Origin of the sequence: Paenibacillus algorifonticola (genome assembly GCF_050481745.1) — a bacterium.
Taxonomy (GTDB): domain Bacteria; phylum Bacillota; class Bacilli; order Paenibacillales; family Paenibacillaceae; genus Pristimantibacillus; species Pristimantibacillus algorifonticola_A.
This window is the reverse complement of record NZ_JBCNGR010000013.1, coordinates 136,111-156,212: the sequence shown is the minus strand read 5'-3', so window position 1 is coordinate 156,212 and position 20,102 is coordinate 136,111. Positions and strand designations below refer to the sequence as shown.

Genomic DNA, 20,102 nt, shown 5'->3' with positions numbered 1-20,102 from the left:
TGCAATTGAGGACAAGGATGAATTACAGGTCATCCCATCGATCTCAGGAGGGTGTTATGCAAAAAGGCTGGAATCGGTTTATTCCCTATTTTTTAATTTTACCGAATGTATTGTTGTTTACGGTGTTTATTTTGCTGCCGCTGCTCTGGATATTTTATTTAAGTTTAAACGACTATACGATGCTGAATGCCCCGAAATGGGTAGGTCTAAAAAATTATTCCCTTTTGCTTAAAGACAGCATTTTTCATCAAGCCGTTAAAAATACAGCCTTGTATTGGATTGGGACAGTCGTCCCTAGCATGGCACTCGGCCTAGTGCTCGCTAATTTGCTTTCGACGCGGCTGAAGGCTTTACCCGCATTCCGTGCGCTTATCTATTTGCCGGGCGTCATTTCGTCGGTAGCGGTTGCGATGACATGGCTCTGGATACTCGACCCGCTGCAGGGACCCCTTAATAGCCTGCTTGGGCTTATTGGAATCGATGGGCGGAACTGGTTGCAAGATCCCGCAACGTCGCTGCCGACTGTCATCGTTATTGGTATATGGACCGGAATAGGCTACGCCATGATTGTTTTTTTGTCGGGCATTCAAAGTATTTCTGAAAGTCTTTATGAGGCGGCAAGCTTGGACGGAGCTTCTGTACTGAAAAAATTCTGCTACATTACGGTACCGCTGCTGAAGCCGATGACGTTGTTTCTTTTCGTTACGGCAACGATTCGATCATTTCAGGTGTTTGATTTGGTATTTGTATTAACGGGCGGCGGCCCTGCGAATTCAAGCACGACGATCGTTACGCAAATCGTGGGTGCCAGCTTCCAAGAGTATCGGATGGGGTATGCCTCGGCAATGGCCGTATTCCTTCTTGCATTAACGCTGTTTATCACTTTGATTCAGTACGCCATAGGCAGCCGGAATCAGGCAGGCGAGTAGAGGTGAACGATGAGATTAACTAAAGTAGAACAAGGATTGGCTTACGCGGCATTGCTTTTATTTTCACTTGCAGCCATATTGCCATTATTGCTTGGTTTCTTTACCTCCATGAAAGGAGATGAAGAATTTTCACTTCAAGCGATGCAGTTGCTCCCTTTAGAGTGGCATCCGAGCAATTATGTGAGGGCGATTGAAATGGGGGATTGGCTAACCTATCTAAAAAATTCCGTGTGGGTAACGTCAATTGTGCTTATGGGGAGTCTTTTGTTTAACTCCATTGCTGGGTTTGCTTTTGCACGTATAGCATTTAGAGGCAATTTGCCGATTTTTCTGACACTGCTGGCTGGAATGATGGTGCCTGCGCAGGTCATTATTATTCCTCAATTTCTAATTATGAAGTCGATACCTTTATTTGGGGGAAATGATTGGCTTGGAGCGGGCGGCAGCGGCTGGCTCGACAGCTATTATGCTTTAATCGTTCCAGAGCTTGCCGGAGCGTTTGGCGTATTTATGGCGCGTCAATTTTATTTGCAATTCCCTAAGGCGCTCGATGAGGCTGCTTATATCGACGGTGCCGGATATCTTCGCTTATTCCTTGGCATTTATGTGCCGCTGAGCGGCCCGTTGTTTGCCACGCTCGGCATTTTTAAATTCGTAGGCGTTTGGAATGATTTTTTTCATCCGCTCATTTATACGAATAGTGCTTCTATGCGCACGCTCCAGCTAGGTCTGCAAACCTTTCGCGGCGAGCACCAAGTTCAATACAATTTATTGATGGCAGCATCACTTCTTATATCTGTGCCCATTATTGCGATGTTTTTCATATTCCAAAAGCAATTTATTCGCAGTATGGTCGCGTCAAGCGTGAAAGGATGATTACTATTGAAAGCCATTATGATTATGTTCGATACGTTGAATCGTCATATGCTCTCCGCCTATGGAGGGCCTGATTGGATTAAAACGCCTAATTTCAAACGGCTTGCCGAGCGGACAGCTGTGTTCGACAACAGCTATGTGGGAAGCATGCCTTGCATGCCCGCCCGGAGGGAGCTGCACACCGGCAGATACAACTTCTTGCACCGAAGCTGGGGACCATTGGAACCATTCGATGATTCTGCCATCGAGAGGCTTGGAGAAGCAGGCATATACACGCATCTGATTACCGATCATCAGCATTATTGGGAGGATGGCGGAGGGACGTATCATACCCGTTTTAACTCCTTCGAATTGATTCGCGGACAGGAAGGCGATCCTTGGAAGGCCGAAGTGAACAGCGCTGATATTAATCTTGGCAAGGACTTTCCTCCTCAGGTAAAAAGAATGCTGGTGCAGGATCGCACGAACAGGAAGTTCATTAAGGAGCAGGAGCAATTTCCGCAGGCGCAAACGTTTGCGAGCGGGCTTGATTTTATTGAACGGAATCATGGGGAAAGCCATTGGTTTTTGCAAATGGAAACGTTCGATCCGCATGAGCCATTTTATAGTCCCGAGCAATTCAAGCAATTGTATGCCCATGAGTATGAAGGCGGTCTGGGCGATTGGCCGATGTACGGACCAGTGACCGAAACCCCAGAGGACGTCCAGCATATGAGGTATGAATATGCAGCGTTGTTAACGATGTGCGACCACTATTTGGGGAAAGTGCTTGATATGATGGACAAGCATAATTTATGGGAAAGTACTTTGCTGATCGTCAACACCGATCATGGTTTCCTTTTGGGTGAGCATGACCAATGGGCAAAATGTGTGCAGCCATTTTATAACGAGGTCGCGCATACGCCGCTTTTTATTTGGGATCCTCGAACAGGCGTGCAGGGGGAGCGCAGGCAAAGCCTTGTACAATCTATTGATATACCAGCCACGCTTTTGGAATTTTTCCAAGTGCAGCTGCCGCCTGACATGCAGGGGGTTCCGCTGCGCCAGACGGTTGAGTCAGATAAGCCAGTCCGCAAAGCGGCATTGTTTGGCATTCATGGTGGACATGTGAATGTCACCGATGGACAGTATGTGTATATGAGGGCATCAATATCTGCGGAAAACCAGCCGTTGTATAACTATACGTTAATGCCGACCCATATGCGCAGCAGATTTCACCCTTCCGAATTGCAAAAGCTGGAGCTTGCCGAGCCCTTTTCTTTCACGAAAAAGATTAAGATGCTTCGTATTCCAGCGGAGATGAGAGGCAACCTCCATGCATATGGAACGCTATTATATGATGTTACGGCAGACCCTGAGCAGGCCCATCCATTAAAGGACCCAGAGGTAGAGTCGAAAATGGTTGAGCTGATGACGAAGCTGATGCGGGAGAACGATGCTCCTCCAGAGCAATTTGAACGTATGGGGCTGAGCGGCCCACCGATTGACTGATGAGAGCGAGTGATTGCTTCTTTATGGTAAAATAGCTGTATTTCCTGCCTATTTATGAAAGGTTGAATGGAGGACAGCTCATGGTGCAGAAAAGAGAGGCGGAGGTCGTAGCCTTGCCGCTCTTTCATGTCGTAGGTTATAAAGTGGAAGCCAGCGAGCTGGGCGATGTACCCTTGCATATGGCAAGCCATACGGTTGGCGAAAGTAAATATGCAGCCTACACGCATATGGGGCTCGAAGCGGAGCTAAGCCGCTCGTATAACTATCTTTATGGCGAGTGGATGGAAGAGACGGGACATGTGCCGCAGCATTATGATTTTGAAGTTTGGGATGAGCGCTATCATGGCGAATTCACTAACCCATATTTAACCAATTAAATAGAAAGCTGTTTTGTCAATAGGTGACAGAATTCTTCTTTCATGTGTTCTGAAGGCATCATTTTACTTCAAGAGAGAGACTTTCAGAAAGATTGATGTATGAAATTGCGGAATTTTACAAAAAACTGTTGGTGACAGTAGAGTTTCACTTACAGTGTTCTGGTTCGAACAAACCCATATTTGTGCGTATCTATCAATATGAAACGAAAAAGTCGAAACCTTTCTCTGATAAGTATCGACTTTTTCATGCCTAAACCAGGGTTTTTGAAAAACAATTAAAGGTGAGATATTTAATTAAATCGTGATCTTGTCACTTTATATATGAGGTACCCTAGAACTGAACCTGTCATATTTAAAATAACATCGTCTATATCGGCTATACCTAGCAACGTCACAAATTGAAAACCTTCAATCGCTATTATGATCAATAAGAAAAATAATAATTGCTTTATAAATGTTTTTTTGAATATATACGGTGATAGAAAGCCGAGTGGGAGAAAAACAACAATATTGAAAATCAAACCGAGGGAATCATTATTTATTACCCCAAATTGTTTATATGAATGGTAAGCCATCTCAATTGATTTGAATGGAATCAAATTAATATTCCACAGATCGATTTTTCTGTTTATTAAGTTAATATCGATTCTTCGAGAGAGAGCTGAAAAATCACCAAAAAATTTAATTGCAATAAAATTGAATAAAAATAAAATATAAAATATAAATGTATATTTTAGAATTTTGTTTTTATTGAACGTAGTTGATTTCATTATGGATAACCTCTCTAGAATAATATGAAAAGCTACAATTCGCTTGCAATGCAAATTGTAGCTTTATTTATGCTTTCATAAAATTATGAGATAGTACCGTAAAAGGTTCGCTTGTCTCCATTATTAGGAACTACAAATCTGACAAAATATTTAGTTGTTGTAGAAAGACCAGAAAAAGAGGTGGAGCCTGTACCGTACTGATTTACAGTAATTTTTTTCGAGGTACAAGTACTTGGACCGCCAGTGCAAACATTAACATACAAATAACCGGTAGGATCAGCATTTCCATTTGTCAGTTTAAAATCTTGTACACTAACATTAATTGTTGATTTTCCTTTAAGCCATTTGGCAGTAAATACTTCTACGCCAACATAATCTACTTGGTAATTGTAGGAATTAAGGCTTAAATCATGCACAGAAGCATCGTTACTAGGTGGATCTACCCCAAAGATTGTAATCGCAGATGTGGGAGGAGTGGGAACCAATTTATGTACTTCTGTTGCTATTGTCCACTTGCGCTACTGATAAGTGAAGACATCAAAAGTGTAGTTACTGTTAAAGAAGTTATCATTATCTTGAAAGTAAACATTACGTAACCTATTCTCAAATTGTGTAATTATTGTATTTTGAAAAAATTTTTTTGTCAATAATTATATTTTTTTGTATAGTAGGTGACTTGGAGATGATATTTTGTGAAATGTGTTTAGTTCAATATGTAAAACGTTTTGTATAGGAGTAAAGATAGTTCCAATAGAGAAGAACGCTGATAGGGAAGATAAGGAGCAAATCAGTAATTATGATTAAACACGTGCAAGCAAAATGTCTCTTAAGACAAGGGATTTGCTTGCCCAATCATTGAGTTTACTCCTATTCAATAAAGCAGAAGCGCTGCTACACCAGCTTGCGGACGGTGAAATTTTGCTGCAAGACGTACCAATTTTGGGGAAAGGGTACGCCTAGCACCCAGTAGCTGACTCCTCTGAGCTTATAAGCCTTCACAATGTTGAATTTGGCTTGTACGCTGCGAGCGTCCTCATACCAGACAGTATGCTGTGCGCCTTGTTCATCATAATAAGTATAATGAGGCGACTCGGCTATTGGATCATATTGAATCGTTGCCCCATATTTAGCGGCCCGAGCGACGGCTTGCGGCGGATTAACTGTAGGTGCCCACTTGCCGCCTTTCACGTAGGGCAGCGTCCAGTCATAGCCGTAGAGCGGCATGCCCATGACAATTTTGGAGGCGGGGATAACGGACAGCGCATAATTCAGCACCTTAACGACTTCGTTGAGTGGAGCGACAGCGAGTGGCGGTCCGCCAGACCAGCCCCATTCATACGTCATCAAAATAACAAAATCGACAATCCGACCATGGGCGGCATAATCATGCCCCTCGTATAACGTGCCTTTCTGCTCTGCGCTTTGCTTCGGGGCAAGGCAGCTAGAAACGAGCAGGTGATAGGGATGCAGCGTATCCACCAGCTTTTGCAAAAAAGCATTATAAGCTTCCCGGTCCGCCGCCCGCACATATTCAAAGTCTACATTCAGCGCCATATAGCGCTTCTGCTGCATCACGGACAAGACGCTCATAATGACCGCACTTTGAATCGCGGCATCCGTCAGCACAGCATGGGCAATATCGCTGCTGAAGGTGCCGTTCTCGAAGTTGGTCAGCACCATCATTGGTGCTGCTTTCTCTTGAAAGGCCGCCTCAATAATAGCGCTGTCGTCGATCGGTACAAGCGTACCATCCAACTGGAGACGGTAGCTGAATGGGCTGAGATAAGTAAGGTTTGCGCCAATTTCATGAACGAGCGCCACGCCGTTTGCGCCGAATTTCTCCGTATAGGCGTTCACTTCAATGATAGGCTTCTCCGGCTGCGGGATGACGAGCATTTGGCCTGCCTTAATGAGGGCAGGGTTTTTGAGCTCGTTGGCTCGCATGAGTTGTTCGATTGTAACGCCGTATTTTAGGCCAATCGACCATAGGCTTTCACCTGGAAGCACTTTATGATTGCCGGCTTCTGAAGGAATAATGATAGCCTGGCCGATGACGAGCGGAACATCAGCGGATATGCCATTTGCTGAAGCGATAGCATCTGTGCTGACGCCGAAGCGCTGTCCGAGCTGCCACAGCGTATCGCCTTTTTTGATGGTATGGATAAACATGTCGTGTCCAACCTCCCCCAAGCATAAGTTCTTTATCTACTTATATTCGAGGGTTCTATGAAAAAAGACTTCGGCTTCGCTTTTCCCTCTTCTCGGGTATGGGTTGCTGTTCTTCGCCTATAAAAAAGGCCCCCAAAATATAAATGGGGGCCTTACCTGAGGTATTGTAGCTTTTAAGATTCTTTTTTAGTTTTAAAAGTAAGGTGAAGGGGCGGAGTGGAATGAAAGGCTTGAACTGGAGAAGCGCAGCGTTCGCTTAAAGCTTTCCGTAGGAAAGCAGCTTCGGAAGCATATGCTTTTACCCTTGAATTTCCCCATTTAGTGGGGTGGTTATAGAAATTCAACGGTAATGGCGATCGGAAGTCAAGCCTTTCATGCAGCGCAGCCATCGTTCACCAATCTTTTACGACGATAACCGAATCGAAAAGCGGTTATCGATTGGGGCCACCAGATTAACAATCACGCTTTGGCACCCAGCCGGGTGGCTATCGTCGCGAACGGAAGGCATCCAGTGCTCGAATGCGCCGGACGTCAGCTCAATCGCTGAACCATCGGCGGTTTCGTAGCGGCAGGAGCCCTGCTTCAAGAAGTAGTTGCTGCTGCCCGCAATGGCTTCGAGGCCTTCGCCGCTAAGCTTGCCGTCTTTGGCAAAAATAAACGTCAGCTGCGTCATCACATCCTCCTGCACCTTGTCGGAATACAGATGAATGTCCCAGCCATCTGCTGTTTGCGTTAGCTCGGATTCAATAAAATGCTCCTGCAAATGGGTCGCTTTCCGTTCCCCATGGGGAAGCAGGTACCAAGGAGCGGCTGCAGTTACGCCGTCTGCTTTCAGCGGCGGAAGCAAACCCTTTGGAATGGGCCCGTTGTAGCCTTTATACATGCGTTTGCCGAGCTTGTAATGTCCGTCCTCCGCTTGAAACTGGTCGAAGCTGACGACGCCTGGAGTAAAGGCCGTCGATACTTTAACGGCAAGCAGATTTGCCGAGCCATGACGGAGCGAGAAGAAAGATGGCGCATTCGTCATGACCGTAGCACTTGTCTGTCCATCGCGGACACGGACTAGCGGCGCGCCGAAGGCGGTATGCGCAGAGCTGTGTGTAATGTGGAGCTGATGCCCTAGCTTTTTCATCTGCTGCAAATCTTCATGAATCGGGTGCTGCCCGTTGATCACTTTTACATACTGGTCTGGAAGTGAAGCCCGCTCAAGATGGCTGATGTCTATTTGCTCTGGATAGAGCAGGTAGCCAATGAGCGGATGGTCTGTCACGGAGAAAAACTGCTTATAGAAAGGACCGGCATAATCGGATAATGCGGCAAACAGCGGATCGCGGTCATACGCAGCCATCAAGCGGTAGGTGAGAAAATAGCCGGACATATCCGAAGGCTGTCCATAATCCTGCCTGCCAGAATAGTCGGTTACGACTTCTCCGGATGGGTGGACCAAATATTGCATCATTCGCAAATTGCTGCGTACGCTCTCCAGCAGCTCAGGGCGATCGAGCGATAACGCCGTATGATACAGGGCAATATCGCTTACGGCATTGTAGATGCCATTGCTTCGTTCGGTCCATTCGCCATCGGCCGTAATATCAATGCCTTCCGCAAGCCAAGCATTCGCACGAGCCACAAGCGCCGGATCAGGGAATGACCTGTTCAGCAGGCCGAGGGCCGCTGTCAGAATCCAGCGGTGGTTTGGCGTATGGCAGCCGCCTTCAAGCATGGCTGGCGTTGCCCGCTTCAGGAACAGCGCAAGCAGGGAAGCGGCCTTTTCGAAAGCGGGATGCTCCACACTTTGCTGCACCAATAGCTCATAAAGCTGTGCAAAGCCAATAACGACAAAGCCGGTGTCCGGCGGCGAGTGGTAGTTGGTTGAGCCTAGCGTAATCGTTCCGTCGCTATGCTGGCGATTCAGCATATATTGCAGCGCAAGCTCAAGGCTGGCAAGCAGCTGGTTGTCGCGGTAGAACGCCGATTCCGGACTGCACAAGGCAGCTGTCCACTTTGCGATAACAGCGCCTGTTCCGACATGGCTTGGATGGGGCAGGCCTGTAAAAGAGTCGATGATGCCTCCGACATTGCGGCTTGCGGAGTCCTTAATTTGAAGGTCAAGAGATGAAGAAACAAGCTGATCATTCAATTGCACCAAGCGCTGATAGATGGAGTCCATGTTGTTGCTCCTTTTTAGGTTTGTGGTTGTTTTGAATGCTTGCGGTATTGAGCGGGAGTGCAGCCGTATTTCTTGCGAAAGACACGATGCAGATAGCTTGCGCTGGAGAAGCCATGCTGCTGGGCCAGCAACTCGACCGTCTCGCTGCTTTCAAGCAGCTGCGTGCACACATGGGTCAGCCTGACCTGTTCTACGTAGCTGCTGAATGTTTGGTCGGAATGCGTTTTGAAAATGCGCTGCAGCTGGCGCGCGCTAATCTGGACGCGCTCTGCCACAAGCTCCAGCGTGAAGGGCTCCTGGTAATTGTCTTTAATAAATTGCTCCGCCAGCTTATAGCGGTAATGGATCATATCTCTGGATGGAAGTGGCTGCCTTGCAATGGGAAAATAACCCCGGCTCATTCGCAGCATAATGGTAATGATCGCTTGCTTCAAAATCGAATAAAGCCCAGGCTGTCCCTCGTACCAGGCACGATAAGCATCCAGGAAGCATTCCATGCAGCGGAAGCTGTCAGCAATCGGAAGCTCGGGAATGAGTGCAAGCTGCTCCATGCAGGCTTTCGCTTCGGCGCGTTCCCAGCTTTCGCCCCAGCCGCTACCTTCGAACGAGTCGTTGTCCTTCGCGATAGTGGCCGCGTTCGCCTGCTCCCCATGCCGGCTTGCCGCGTCCAAATCGACGATTTGAATGCGCAGGCACAGCTCATTCATGCCTTCTTCTGCGCTTGCCTCCTGATAATGCATAACATTAGGCTTCGTTAAATACATCATGCCTGCCGTCAGCGCATGGAACGTATTGCCGATGATAACGGAGCCGCTTCCCTGTGCAATGAAATGAAACTCAAATTCCTCCGAATGCTTGTGGAAGGGGATGATTTTGCCCGGTGGGAAGGCCGCATGATGAAAACGCATGACCTTGATGCCGTAGCCGCCCCAGCGAAAATCGGCATGCAGATGCTCAAGCGCATGCTGCTGCTCCTGCATAAGCTCATAGGGATATGTGCTGCCGCTGCCCCGCTGCTGGTGATTCGTTTCCATGCCAGGCTCCTCCATGATCAAGAGAAATGATAATGCTCAAAACCTCCTGCCGAAAACAGGCTGCAAGCAGCCGTTTCTGGCAGGAGGCATCTTAGGCTAGCGGTCCCCAAGCTGCAAGGCAACGCCGCTTAAAGCCGATTGATTGGATACTTCAATTAACTTTGTTAAATCCCGTGCGAGAGCCATATTATGCTCGGCTCTCGTACCGCCGCGAATATGGCTGACCCACTGCTCGAAGGAGGTGGGGATCGCGGCTGGAAGCGGAGCTTCATGCCAGCGTTTGCTGCCATTTTCTTCGAGCAGCACGCTTCGGTACATTAGCTTGCCGTCCAGCGCGGAGTAAATCAGGCTGCCTTTGGTACCATGCAGCTCGAGCGTGAACGGGGAGGCGTGGTTGACGAACCCGGCCTCCACAAGGCCAAGAGCTCCGCTCGCATAACGCAGCGTGACGGCTGCGTTGTCCTCGACTTCTTTGCCGGTCACATAACCGAAGCTTGCGCTCACGCTGCTTGGCATGCCGAGAAACAGCCGTACCAAGTACATCGGATGGCAGCCGAGATCAGTCAGTGCGCCGCCGCCGCTTTGAGCCTGCTTGAAGAAAGCCTCCGGCAAATAGCCAAGCGGTTCGAGCTCGTTAGGCAAAGCGCCGCTATGGGACAGGCGAGCGCGCACAAGCGTTAACTCGCCAAGCAAGCCATCGCGTGCCAACTGCTGAGCCGCTTGTGTGAAAGGCGTATTCAGCCGGGGCAGTGATACGGTCAGCGCAACGTTAGCTTGCCGAACACCTTCCAAAATGTCATCGCATTCCGCAAGCGTCAAGGCGATAACTTTTTCGGTGAAAATATGCTTGCCCGCCGCCGCCGCTGCTTTCATGATTTCCGGATGGTCGACCGTTGGCGCAGTCACAATAACAGCGTCGATGGAGGCATCCGCCAGCAGCTCGTCAAGCTGCTCATAGAAACGGATTCCCCGGGCTGCAGCTTCGGCCCGGCCGCGCTCTGGCTGCTCATCCCAGATAGCGGCGAGCTCGGTGCCTTGATGCTGCTGTGCCTGCAAGGCGTAGTCCTTCGCATGCACATGCCAGAAGCTTAACACAGCTGTGCGAATCGGTTTTTGCATAAAGAGAAGCCTCGCTTTCAGTCGAAGTATACCGCTTTACCTGACGCGGCGGATTCATAAATGGCCTCTAGTATCTCCGAAACAACACAAGCCTGCTCTGGCGTGACGACCGGCTCCGTATCATTCAGCAGCGCATCAAACCACAGCCTCATCTCCACATCCTGCATCGATTCCTTCTTGCCTTCGTAGAAATCGACGCCCTTCGGATCGAGCTTGATTTGATTCTCGTACAGTTTACCATATTTCTCGCCGTTTAGGCGCAGCCCATCTGTCATATCTGCGCCGCCTTCTGTACCGCTAAGCGTCGTGCGGGCTTCCTTCGTATCCAGCGTGTTCAGCGCCCAGCTGGCTTCGAGCATAATGGTCGCGCCGTTCTTCATGACGATCATGCCGAAGGCAGAGTCTTCAACGGTGAATTTCGCCGGATCCCATGGACCCCATGAATTGGCGGCATTTTCACGCTTGGACAGCTTATGATAGGACGTGCCCAGCACGACATGCGGTTCGTAGTTGTTCATGAGCCACAGCGTCAAATCCAGCGCATGCGTGCCAATATCGATCAGCGGGCCGCCGCCTTGCTTGTCTTCGTCGAGGAATACGCCCCAAGTGGGAACGCCGCGCCGCCGCAGCGCATGGGCCTTCGCATAATAGATGTCGCCAAGCTCGCCGGCTTCGCACATTTTTTTGAGCAGCAGGCTGTCGGAGCGGAAGCGGTTGTTGTAGCCAATGGTGAGCTTTTTGCCGGAGCGCTTCGCGGCTTCCACCATGGCACGGGCATCGGCGGCTTTTTTCGCCATCGGCTTCTCGCACATGACATGCTTGCCAGCCTCCAGCGCAGCAATGGCGATTTCGGCATGGGTATCGTTAGCGGTGCACACATGAACGACATCAATTGATGGGTCAGCGAGCAGCTCGCGGTAATCCTCATATATTTTCACATCTGGCGTACCGTATTGGGTGGCCGCTTGCTCCGCATTGGAACGCTGAATATCACAAAAGGCGACAAGACTTACTTCACTGATTTTGCTTAGGCTTGGCAGATGCTTGCCGTTTGCAATACTGCCGCAGCCAATGAGCGCGACTTTAAATGTTGCTGCCATCGTACATCCTCCTCAAGTATGTTGCTTGCATTTCGCTTTTCTTGCGCTCATTCTATCACGGGCTGGGAACGGAATGAAATGAGCAGATTGCGACAATGAAATATGCACTTTTGTGACATAATCGAAAAACGATAAGGGGGAAGGGGCTTCCTTTTTACGGAAAATTTATCGGCGTTCGCGATTTGAACAAGCTATACTAAAAAAGGAGTTTGCGCTCTTGAACCCTCTTACCTATACTGGATACAAGATGGGGGTGAGCGGTCGATGCGTATTTGGTCAAAAATTTGGGTAAGCGCTACCAAAAGCTTTAAACTCAAGCTTATCGTCAGTTTAACGTGCATCCTCATGCTCGCCTCCGGCACGGCAGGCTATTTGACCTATCAAAGCAATCAGCGGCTGTTCAAGGAGGAAATGAGCAAGCAGGTAGCCATTACGAACCGTGAGGCGTTAACGAAGCTGGAGCTTAAGGTGCAGGAAATGAAGCGCATTTCGCAGACGATTGTTTTTCACAAGGAAATTGAGGAAATGATAGGGCGGTTCAACAGCTACAAGGATGAGGATGCGTTCCAGCTGTATTTGGAGAAGGAGCGCATCGATGAGCTCATCAATCAGCTAAAGTCTGATGCGCCCTACATAACGGGCCTTTACATGTTCAACCTGACGAACGGCATGATTTACTATCGCTACAATACGCCGGTCATAAATGCGCTGGATGAGGAGGCCCTCGGCCATATTCGCAGCAAGGTGACGGGGACGAGCGGCGAGCTGGTGTGGATGAATATGGCGCTGCCGAGCGGCATTGAGCCAGATGGCTTTAGGCATACGATTGTGGCAACCAGGCTGATGAAAAATAACTCGATTCAACCCTACGGCATGCTGGTCATTACGATTGACGAGCAATATTTGGCAGGCAGCTTAAGCGAGCTGACCAAAAACAATGCAGGCAAGGTGTATTTGTTTAATGGCGAGCAGCTGCTCTACACCAATGAGAAAGGGCTGACGGCAGAGCGCTTGGCGGAAATTCGCCAGCTGCCCGCTTCTTGGGCGAGCGATGACGAGGTGTATGCGCGCAGCAAGTCGAGCCGCGCTGGCACGGACGGCTTTGAGCTGGTTAATGCCAAGTCGATGCTGGAGATTCAAGATAAAAATCGGCGCATTGCCGAAAAGATCGTTATCGCGGGGCTGATCAGCGCCGTACTGGCGAGCGTGCTGATTGCGCTCGCAGCGGAGCGGCTGCTGAGGCCGCTGAGCGATTTGCTGCGCGGCCTCAAGCGGCTGCGCGACGGTAAATTCGAGACGCGCATTGAGGTGCGCTCGAATGATGAGCTTGCGTATATCGGCGACAGCTTCAATGCGATGGCGGAGCATGTGGAGCAGCTTATTAAAGAGGTGTATATGACGCAGCTCAGCGAGCGGGAGGCAGAGCTTAAGGCGCTGCAAGCGCAGCTGAATCCCCATTTTTTGTACAATTTCTTCAATGAGGTGTACTGGAAGCTGCAGGCAGGGGGCGAGCGCGACACAGCTGCTCTGATCGCTGCCGTATCTGGACTGCTCCGCCATTCGCTGATGCCCGTCCGAACGCCGACAACGGTGCAGGAAGAGGTGCGGCAAATCCGCAACTATGTGAAGATTCAGACGGAGCTGTTCGAGACGGATCTGGCGTTCACCATCGATGCAGATGAGCAGGTTATGCCCTACAAGGTGATGCGCTCGCTGCTCCAGCCGCTGGTGGAAAATGTGTTTCAGCATGCGTTTCTGAGCAGCCTGTCGCATAAAACGTTGCATATTCGAATCGTCGAGGAGGATTGCTTCCTGCGCTTCGAAATTGCAGATAATGGCTGCGGCATGCCGCAAGCGCTCATTGACGAGCTTCTGCATGGCGATCCGGGCGTGATGGAGGAGGCCCGGATCGCAGCGACGGCGCGGCGGCTGCGATCACAGGAGCAGACGGCGCGAATCGCTCATGCCCCGGCGGATGTCTCATCGGATGCCGCGATGGGTCTGGAACCATCCGGCGGCGCGCTTTCGGCAGCGTCATGGCAGGCGGGCACAGATGAGGACAGCAGCGAGGAACGCCGAGACAATTTGGGTGTGCGCAGCGTGTCACGCCGTATTGAGCTGCTGTACGGAGCGCCATATCGGCTGGAAATCGAGAGCGAGCTGACGAAGGGGACGATCATGCGATTATATTTGCCTAAGCTGACCGCTTAGCAGCGAAAAGAGAGGAGCAGCGCCAATGGGATTCGGCAACGCAATGGTAGTGGAGGATCAGCGTCATTTTCGCAGAGGACTTGTTCGAATGATCGAAGAGAGCGGTCATGCATGGAATGTGGTGGGCGAGGCCGCTAATGGGCTGGATGCGCTGAAGCTGGCTGAGCAGCACAAGCCGGATTTGGTGCTCACAGATATCCGCATGCCGGCGATGGATGGCATTGAGCTGGTAACCCATTTGCGGCGCCGCCATCCAGATACGATTGTCATCGTCCTGACGGGTTTTCGCAGCTTCGACTATGCGCAGGCGGCGCTTAAGCTTGGCGTGCTGGACTATCTCGTCAAGCCCTGTACGGAGGAGGATGTGCGGCTCGTGCTTGGCAAAGCCAATGAACGCCTCCAAAGCAGGCAGCTGATGGAGCGGGAGCGGCAGCCTGCGGCGCTCGCGAATACGCTGCCGCTGGGTGAGCAGGCAAGTTTGTCAGTTATGCAGCCTTCGGCAAGCCCTTCAACCTCGCATGAGGCGAAGCTCGCCCAGCTCATGCAAGGGAAGCCGGAAAGCTCAATTGACAAGGCAATCGCCTATGTCGGGCAGCATTTTGCCGAGGCCTGCCGCATGACGGAGGTAGCCGCGCACATACATCTGAATCCGAGCTATTTCAGCGTCTTGTTCAAGAAGACGACGGGCGAAAGCTTCACGAGCTTCGTCACGCGGGTTCGCATGGAGCAGGCGATGCATTTGCTGAAAACGACCGATCTAAAAATTTTAGAAATATCGAGTGCGACCGGCTTCGATGAGCCGAACTATTTTACCAATGTGTTCAAGCAATATTATCAAATGTCGCCGAAGGAATGCCGCCGCGGCCACTAGGCACGAGTTTAGAAAAGAGCCAAAAAAGTTATAGTTTTTATCTATAATTTTTTAAGGGTTCTTTTTTTTGCGCTGTTTATACTTGAGGTAGATGAAAGCCAAAGCAGACAGGAGGGCCACATGAGCACACCGAGGCAAACAATAAGCACGCTGAAATTCAAGCAAAATCTATGGCTCTATGCGATGCTGCTGCCGGTCATAGCGTTTTATGTGATTTTTAAGTACATCCCGATGGGCGGGCTGATTATTGCCTTCAAAAGCTATAATTTTGCTGACGGCATGCTCGGCAGTCCGTGGGTCGGCTGGAAAAACTACGAGCTGCTGTTCACGACAGCAAACACGACGCAAATTATTTGGAACACATTCTGGCTCAGTCTGCTCAATCTGGCGGTCGGCTTTCCGATTCCAATCGTGCTGGCGCTCATGATTAACGAGATCGGACGATCCTGGTTTAAAAAATGGATTCAAACGATTGTTTATTTGCCGCATTTTTTCTCATGGGTTATTGTGGCGGGCATCGTTCTGACGCTGTTCGCAACCGACGGCGGGTCGATTAATAAAATTTTAGAGCTGTTTTCGGTGGAGACGCGCTCCTTCCTGTACGATTCGTTTTCATGGACAGCGATTTTCGTCGGCTCCGGTGTTTGGAAGGAAATGGGCTTCAATACGATCATATATTTGGCAGCGCTTACAACGATCAACCCGGCGCTTTATGAATCGTCGAGCATCGACGGTGCGACCAAGTGGCGGCAAATTTGGCATATTACGCTGCCAGGCATTCGGCACACGATTGTGCTGCTGCTGATATTGGCGATGGGCCGGGTTATGGAGGTCGGCTTCGACCAAGTGTACAATTTGCAAAATGATGCGGTATCCGGCGTGTCGGAGGTCATCAGCACTTATATTTATAAAATGGGCTTGCAGCAGGCACAGTTCAGCCTGACGACAGCAATGGGCTTGTTCGAATCCTTAATCGCGTTTTTGCTCGTTATTGGGGTGAACCGGATTGCTCGTAAATACGACCAAGGGCTGTTTTAAAAGTGTGGTGAAAAAGAGGCTGCGCTGCTTGAAAAGCTTGGCTTCCGATCGCCATTACCCTTGAATTTCTCCGAATTATATTTCCCTAAGGGGGAAATTCAAGGGTAAAAGCATATGCTTCCGAAGCTGCTTTCCTACGGAAAGCTTTAAGCGAACACTACCGTTTCTCCAGCTCAACCTTTTCATTCCGCTTCGCCTTTTTCACCCCCCTTTTAAAAGGGGGAAGAAAAAGAAAAAAGAAAAGAAAAGAAGAGAAGAGCTGCTTTGATAAAATAAGCGCTTCGATTTAAACATGAAACAGCTGCTTAAACATGAAACAGCCGCTGCCTTCAATTGGCGGGCACAGCGTTTATGCTTGTTACATTTTTGGGAGGAATAAAAGATGAGGAGTAGCCTTGGAGAACGCGTGTTTTATGTCATTAACTATTTGCTGCTGGCGCTGCTGGGGCTAACCTGTCTGCTGCCATTCATTCATATTGTCGCCGTATCGCTCAGCGAGCGGGGAGCGGTTGAGTCGGGCCATGTGTTTCTGTGGCCAGTAGGCTTTCAGTTTACCGCCTATTCTTTTTTCTTCGAAGGAACGCCAGCACTTCGGGCGCTGAAAAACAGTGCCATCATTACGATAGGCGGTGTGCTGCTCAGCATGTCTGCGACTATATTGGCGGCGTATCCGCTATCTCGGCCTTATTTGGTCGGACGGCGCTTCATGCTGCTGGCGATGGTGTTCACGATGCTGTTCTCCGGAGGCATTATTCCGACCTATATCGTTGTGAAAAACCTTGGGCTGATCAACTCGTATTGGTCGTTATGGCTGGTCGGGCTTGTCAGTACGTACAACATGCTGCTAATGCGCAGTTATTTCGAAAACATTCCGCGTGAAATTGATGAATCCGCGAGAATGGATGGCAGCGGCGAATTCACGTTGCTGACGCGTATTATTTTGCCGCTGTCGATGCCGATCATCGCTACGCTCGCGTTATTTTATGGCGTAGGCTACTGGAATTCGTTCATGCATGTGTTAATGTATATCAACCAAAGCGACATGCAAAATTTTACCGTGGTTGTGCAGGCGGTGCTCAAGTCGAACGATATGCTCGTCAATGCCGCCAATGACATGCAGGACCAGCAGAAGCTGACGAATGAAATGATTCGTGCAGTTGGCGTCGTATTCATGGTTGTGCCGATGCTGATGATTTATCCATTTTTGCAAAAGTACTTCGTAAAGGGTGTTATGCTGGGCTCCATTAAAGGCTAAATAGGCTGATGGCGTCATGGCTGAATAAGCAAGGCTACCACCATTCAAACCATTCGGAGGGATAAACCGGTGATGATGAGAAACAGTTGGAAGAAGCTCGCAGGCGTTTCGCTGCTGGCAGCAGGTCTGGCAATTGGCGGATGCAGCTCGGAGAAGGAAGCAGGAGGCACGCAAGCAGCAGGCGGTGGAGAGAGCGCAACGGCGGCGAAGGGGCAAGTGTCGGTCGTCATACAGGACCGGGGATCGGTCGCTTCGACGGAGGGCTCTTATGAGAGCAATCGCTGGACGAAATGGATCAAGGACACGGGGCCGGTCGACCCGACCTTTGTGCCTGTCCTGCGCAGCGAGTCGAAAAAGCTGCTTAATATGATGTTCGCATCCGGCTCGGCGCCCGACATTATTAATGAGACGAATGCGGCGTTCCGCAACAACATTTATGAGCAGAAGCAATTACTGCCGCTCGATGATCTGCTGCAATACATGCCGAATTACAAGGCGCTGATGGATGAATATCCGCAGCTTAAGCAGGTCGGCACGAAGCCGGACGGCAAGCTGTATGAAATTGGCCGCGTCAATGAGGCGAATCCGCTGCATATTTTATTCATCCGCACCGATTGGCTGAAGGAGCTTGGACTGGAAATGCCGAAGACGACGGAGGAGCTGCTGCAGGTAGCTCAAGCGTTTGCAGATAAGGACCCGGATAAAAATGGCAAGCGCGATACGTATGGCATCAACATCAGCTATTACTCCGATGGGGCGGTCAACGAGCTGTTCGGCATTCAGCAGGAGCACAGCTGGGGCCTGCAGGATGGCAAAATTGTGCGCCAATGGGATAAAGAACTGGCTGCGCTGACGTTCAAAAAGCAGCTGTATGAGCAAGGCGCCATCGACCGCGATTATATTAGCGATAAAGATGGCACAAAGGCGAAACAGGATTTTCTGACAGGCAAGCTCGGCATTTATGTCAATTACAGCGTATCGTGGTTTGAGTTTACGACGAAGGATTTGGTGACGTTGAAGGGCAACGTGCCTACGGCCGTAGTAGAGCCGCTGGCGTATCCGAAATCACCGTTCGGCCAATATACGGGCGCGATTGACAATCCGATTCAAATGACGACCGTGTTTAATGCCAATACGAAAAATCCTCAGGCGGCTGCGGAATATGTTAATTTTATTTTAGTGCCGTCTACAACTGAAATGCTGCTGAAGGGTGAAAAAGGCGTGCACTGGACAGAGGGCGACAACGGCTGCGCCGTCATCCCTGATGCGGACAAGTGGCAGACGGAGGCTGGCTATGCAGGCGGCTATGGCTTGTTCCTGAGCAGAGGAACGGATAAATGCAACTTTGTTGCTAATCAATTCGATCCTAGCGATCCGGTGCAGAAGGAGGGCTTGGACATGTATCTGAAGGCGAAAGATATGTACTTAGATCCGACGAAGGAATATCCGGGCTTTACGCTTGGCGATCACATTCCAGGCCTGTCTAGCGATCTTGATGTGATCCGTACGAACACACTGAAGGAAATTACGGATATTTACGTCAAGGCGGTTGTGAATGGCAAAGGCTACAGCGCCGAGCAGGCGGTTAAGGATGCTGAGGCAGCATGGGAAAAAGCAGGCGGACAAAAAATCATTGATTTTATGAACGAGTGGTACGAGACGAACAAAGATACGGCTTTCCTGTCCGATGATATTTGGACGATAGTCGAACAACAAAAGGAGCTGGCAAAATAATGAGCATAGACAAAGCGGAATATTCATTTTCTACCTGTTGGAACATCAAAAGGCATCAAACAGGGAGCGAGATGATCGAGGAAATCAAAAGCCTTGGCTTCCGCAGGGTTGAGCTTAATTACAATGTGACGACAGAGCTGATGAAGACGATTGAACCGATGATAGAGCGCGGCGACATTGGTGTATCGAGCGTGCATCATGTGTTCCCGCATTTGCCAGGCAAGGAGTTCGATACGGACTCCTTAATGCTGGGCTATCCAGATAAGGATATGCGTGCACGGGCGGTGGAGCTGCTCATTCAGACGGTCGAATATGCGGTGCGTTATGGAGCGGAAGGCGTAGTTGTGCATCCGGGGGAGGTTTCTTTTCCCTACAACATTGACGAGGAATTGAAGCGTATTTACCATGCAGAAGGCCGTGATTCAGCAGCCTACCAGAAGCTGTGGAACGAAATGATGGCGGTGCGGACGAAGGAGAGCGGCACGTATTTGCAGCTGATGCAGGAAAGTCTGGAGCAGGTGTTCGAGCGGCTGGCAGCGCGCAATATCCACATGGGAATCGGCATTGAGACACGCTCGCGCTGCTACCAAATGCCGACGCTTCAGGAAGCTGATTATTTAATCAAGCAGTTGGCTGGAGCGCCGCTTTATCTATGGTACGACATCGGGCATGGCATGATGATGGACCGCATGGGCCTTTACGATAATGTGAAGGAAGCGAATGCGCTTAAGGATAAAATACTCGGCGTCCATATTCATGAGACCGTCGGCCTGTCCGATCATTGGTGTCCGTATATTCATAGCGGAGACGAGAACTATTTTGACAACTTCATCGCTATTATTGCTGCGGCTCCTATTAAAGTGTATGAGCTTAAAGATAAGTGCACGCCGGAAGACATTCATCTCAGTCATGAGCGGATCACGGGTAAAATACTTGTGAAATAGTGGAGGAGAGCGGT

17 protein-coding genes are annotated in these 20,102 nt (G+C 49.8%); 10 read left to right on the top strand and 7 right to left on the bottom strand.

All coding sequences use genetic code 11. From position 1 onward, the window contains the following. The first annotated feature begins 56 nt into the window (after positions 1–56). From ABEW34_RS14610 to ABEW34_RS14595, 4 genes are all read left to right on the top strand, one after another. A complete protein-coding gene (locus tag ABEW34_RS14610; RefSeq protein ID WP_430159929.1) occupies positions 57–929 on the top strand; it encodes a carbohydrate ABC transporter permease in 873 nt (290 codons plus the stop codon). Between the two features lie 9 nt (positions 930–938). Then, the gene (locus ABEW34_RS14605; protein ID WP_430159928.1) at positions 939–1,805 is read left to right on the top strand and encodes a carbohydrate ABC transporter permease; all 867 of its coding nucleotides are present in this window, start codon (positions 939–941) and stop codon (positions 1,803–1,805) included. A gap of 6 nt (positions 1,806–1,811) precedes the next feature. Further along, on the top strand, positions 1,812–3,296 hold the full coding sequence (locus tag ABEW34_RS14600; protein ID WP_430159927.1) for a sulfatase: 1,485 nt from the start codon (positions 1,812–1,814) through the stop codon (positions 3,294–3,296). Positions 3,297–3,376: 80 nt separating this feature from the next. Next, the gene (locus ABEW34_RS14595; protein WP_430159926.1) at positions 3,377–3,673 is read left to right on the top strand and encodes a GyrI-like domain-containing protein; all 297 of its coding nucleotides are present in this window, start codon (positions 3,377–3,379) and stop codon (positions 3,671–3,673) included. A gap of 290 nt (positions 3,674–3,963) precedes the next feature. Here ABEW34_RS14595 and ABEW34_RS14590 read toward each other — a convergent pair whose 3' ends face one another. From ABEW34_RS14590 to ABEW34_RS14560, 7 genes are all read right to left on the bottom strand, one after another. Continuing rightward, positions 3,964–4,443 (bottom strand): VanZ family protein, encoded by a 480-nt coding sequence (locus ABEW34_RS14590; RefSeq protein ID WP_430159925.1) that lies wholly within the window; start codon positions 4,441–4,443, stop codon positions 3,964–3,966. Between the two features lie 83 nt (positions 4,444–4,526). Continuing rightward, a complete protein-coding gene (locus ABEW34_RS14585; RefSeq protein ID WP_430159924.1) occupies positions 4,527–4,928 on the bottom strand; it encodes a hypothetical protein in 402 nt (133 codons plus the stop codon). Between the two features lie 406 nt (positions 4,929–5,334). After that, complete coding sequence (locus ABEW34_RS14580; protein WP_430159923.1) at positions 5,335–6,612, bottom strand: LysM peptidoglycan-binding domain-containing protein; 1,278 nt, start codon at positions 6,610–6,612, stop codon at positions 5,335–5,337. A 403-nt stretch (positions 6,613–7,015) separates the two neighbouring features. Continuing rightward, positions 7,016–8,782 (bottom strand): hypothetical protein, encoded by a 1,767-nt coding sequence (locus tag ABEW34_RS14575; protein WP_430159922.1) that lies wholly within the window; start codon positions 8,780–8,782, stop codon positions 7,016–7,018. Positions 8,783–8,796: 14 nt separating this feature from the next. Beyond that, positions 8,797–9,816, bottom strand: coding sequence for a helix-turn-helix domain-containing protein (locus ABEW34_RS14570; RefSeq protein ID WP_430159921.1), 1,020 nt, complete (start codon positions 9,814–9,816; stop codon positions 8,797–8,799). Positions 9,817–9,912: 96 nt separating this feature from the next. After that, positions 9,913–10,935, bottom strand: coding sequence for a Gfo/Idh/MocA family protein (locus ABEW34_RS14565; protein ID WP_430159920.1), 1,023 nt, complete (start codon positions 10,933–10,935; stop codon positions 9,913–9,915). Between the two features lie 17 nt (positions 10,936–10,952). Then, positions 10,953–12,035: a Gfo/Idh/MocA family protein gene (locus ABEW34_RS14560; protein WP_430159919.1), complete on the bottom strand. Its 1,083-nt coding sequence runs from the start codon at positions 12,033–12,035 to the stop codon at positions 10,953–10,955. Positions 12,036–12,299: 264 nt separating this feature from the next. Between ABEW34_RS14560 and ABEW34_RS14555 the strand changes: the two genes are divergently transcribed. The 6 genes from ABEW34_RS14555 to ABEW34_RS14530 all read left to right on the top strand — a co-directional run bounded on the left by ABEW34_RS14555 (position 12,300) and on the right by ABEW34_RS14530 (position 20,088). Continuing rightward, entirely contained in the window at positions 12,300–14,246 is a 1,947-nt protein-coding gene (locus ABEW34_RS14555) for a cache domain-containing sensor histidine kinase (RefSeq protein ID WP_430159918.1), read from the top strand. Between the two features lie 25 nt (positions 14,247–14,271). Next, a complete protein-coding gene (locus ABEW34_RS14550) occupies positions 14,272–15,117 on the top strand; it encodes a response regulator transcription factor (RefSeq protein ID WP_430159917.1) in 846 nt (281 codons plus the stop codon). 120 nt (positions 15,118–15,237) lie between these two features. After that, on the top strand, positions 15,238–16,155 hold the full coding sequence (locus ABEW34_RS14545; RefSeq protein WP_430159916.1) for an ABC transporter permease: 918 nt from the start codon (positions 15,238–15,240) through the stop codon (positions 16,153–16,155). A gap of 382 nt (positions 16,156–16,537) precedes the next feature. Beyond that, on the top strand, positions 16,538–17,410 hold the full coding sequence (locus tag ABEW34_RS14540; RefSeq protein WP_430159914.1) for a carbohydrate ABC transporter permease: 873 nt from the start codon (positions 16,538–16,540) through the stop codon (positions 17,408–17,410). 72 nt (positions 17,411–17,482) lie between these two features. After that, the gene (locus tag ABEW34_RS14535; protein ID WP_430159941.1) at positions 17,483–19,144 is read left to right on the top strand and encodes an extracellular solute-binding protein; all 1,662 of its coding nucleotides are present in this window, start codon (positions 17,483–17,485) and stop codon (positions 19,142–19,144) included. Beyond that, on the top strand, positions 19,144–20,088 hold the full coding sequence (locus ABEW34_RS14530) for a sugar phosphate isomerase/epimerase family protein (protein ID WP_430159912.1): 945 nt from the start codon (positions 19,144–19,146) through the stop codon (positions 20,086–20,088). Before ABEW34_RS14535 ends, ABEW34_RS14530 begins: the two co-directional genes overlap by 1 nt. Positions 20,089–20,102 lie beyond the last annotated feature (14 nt).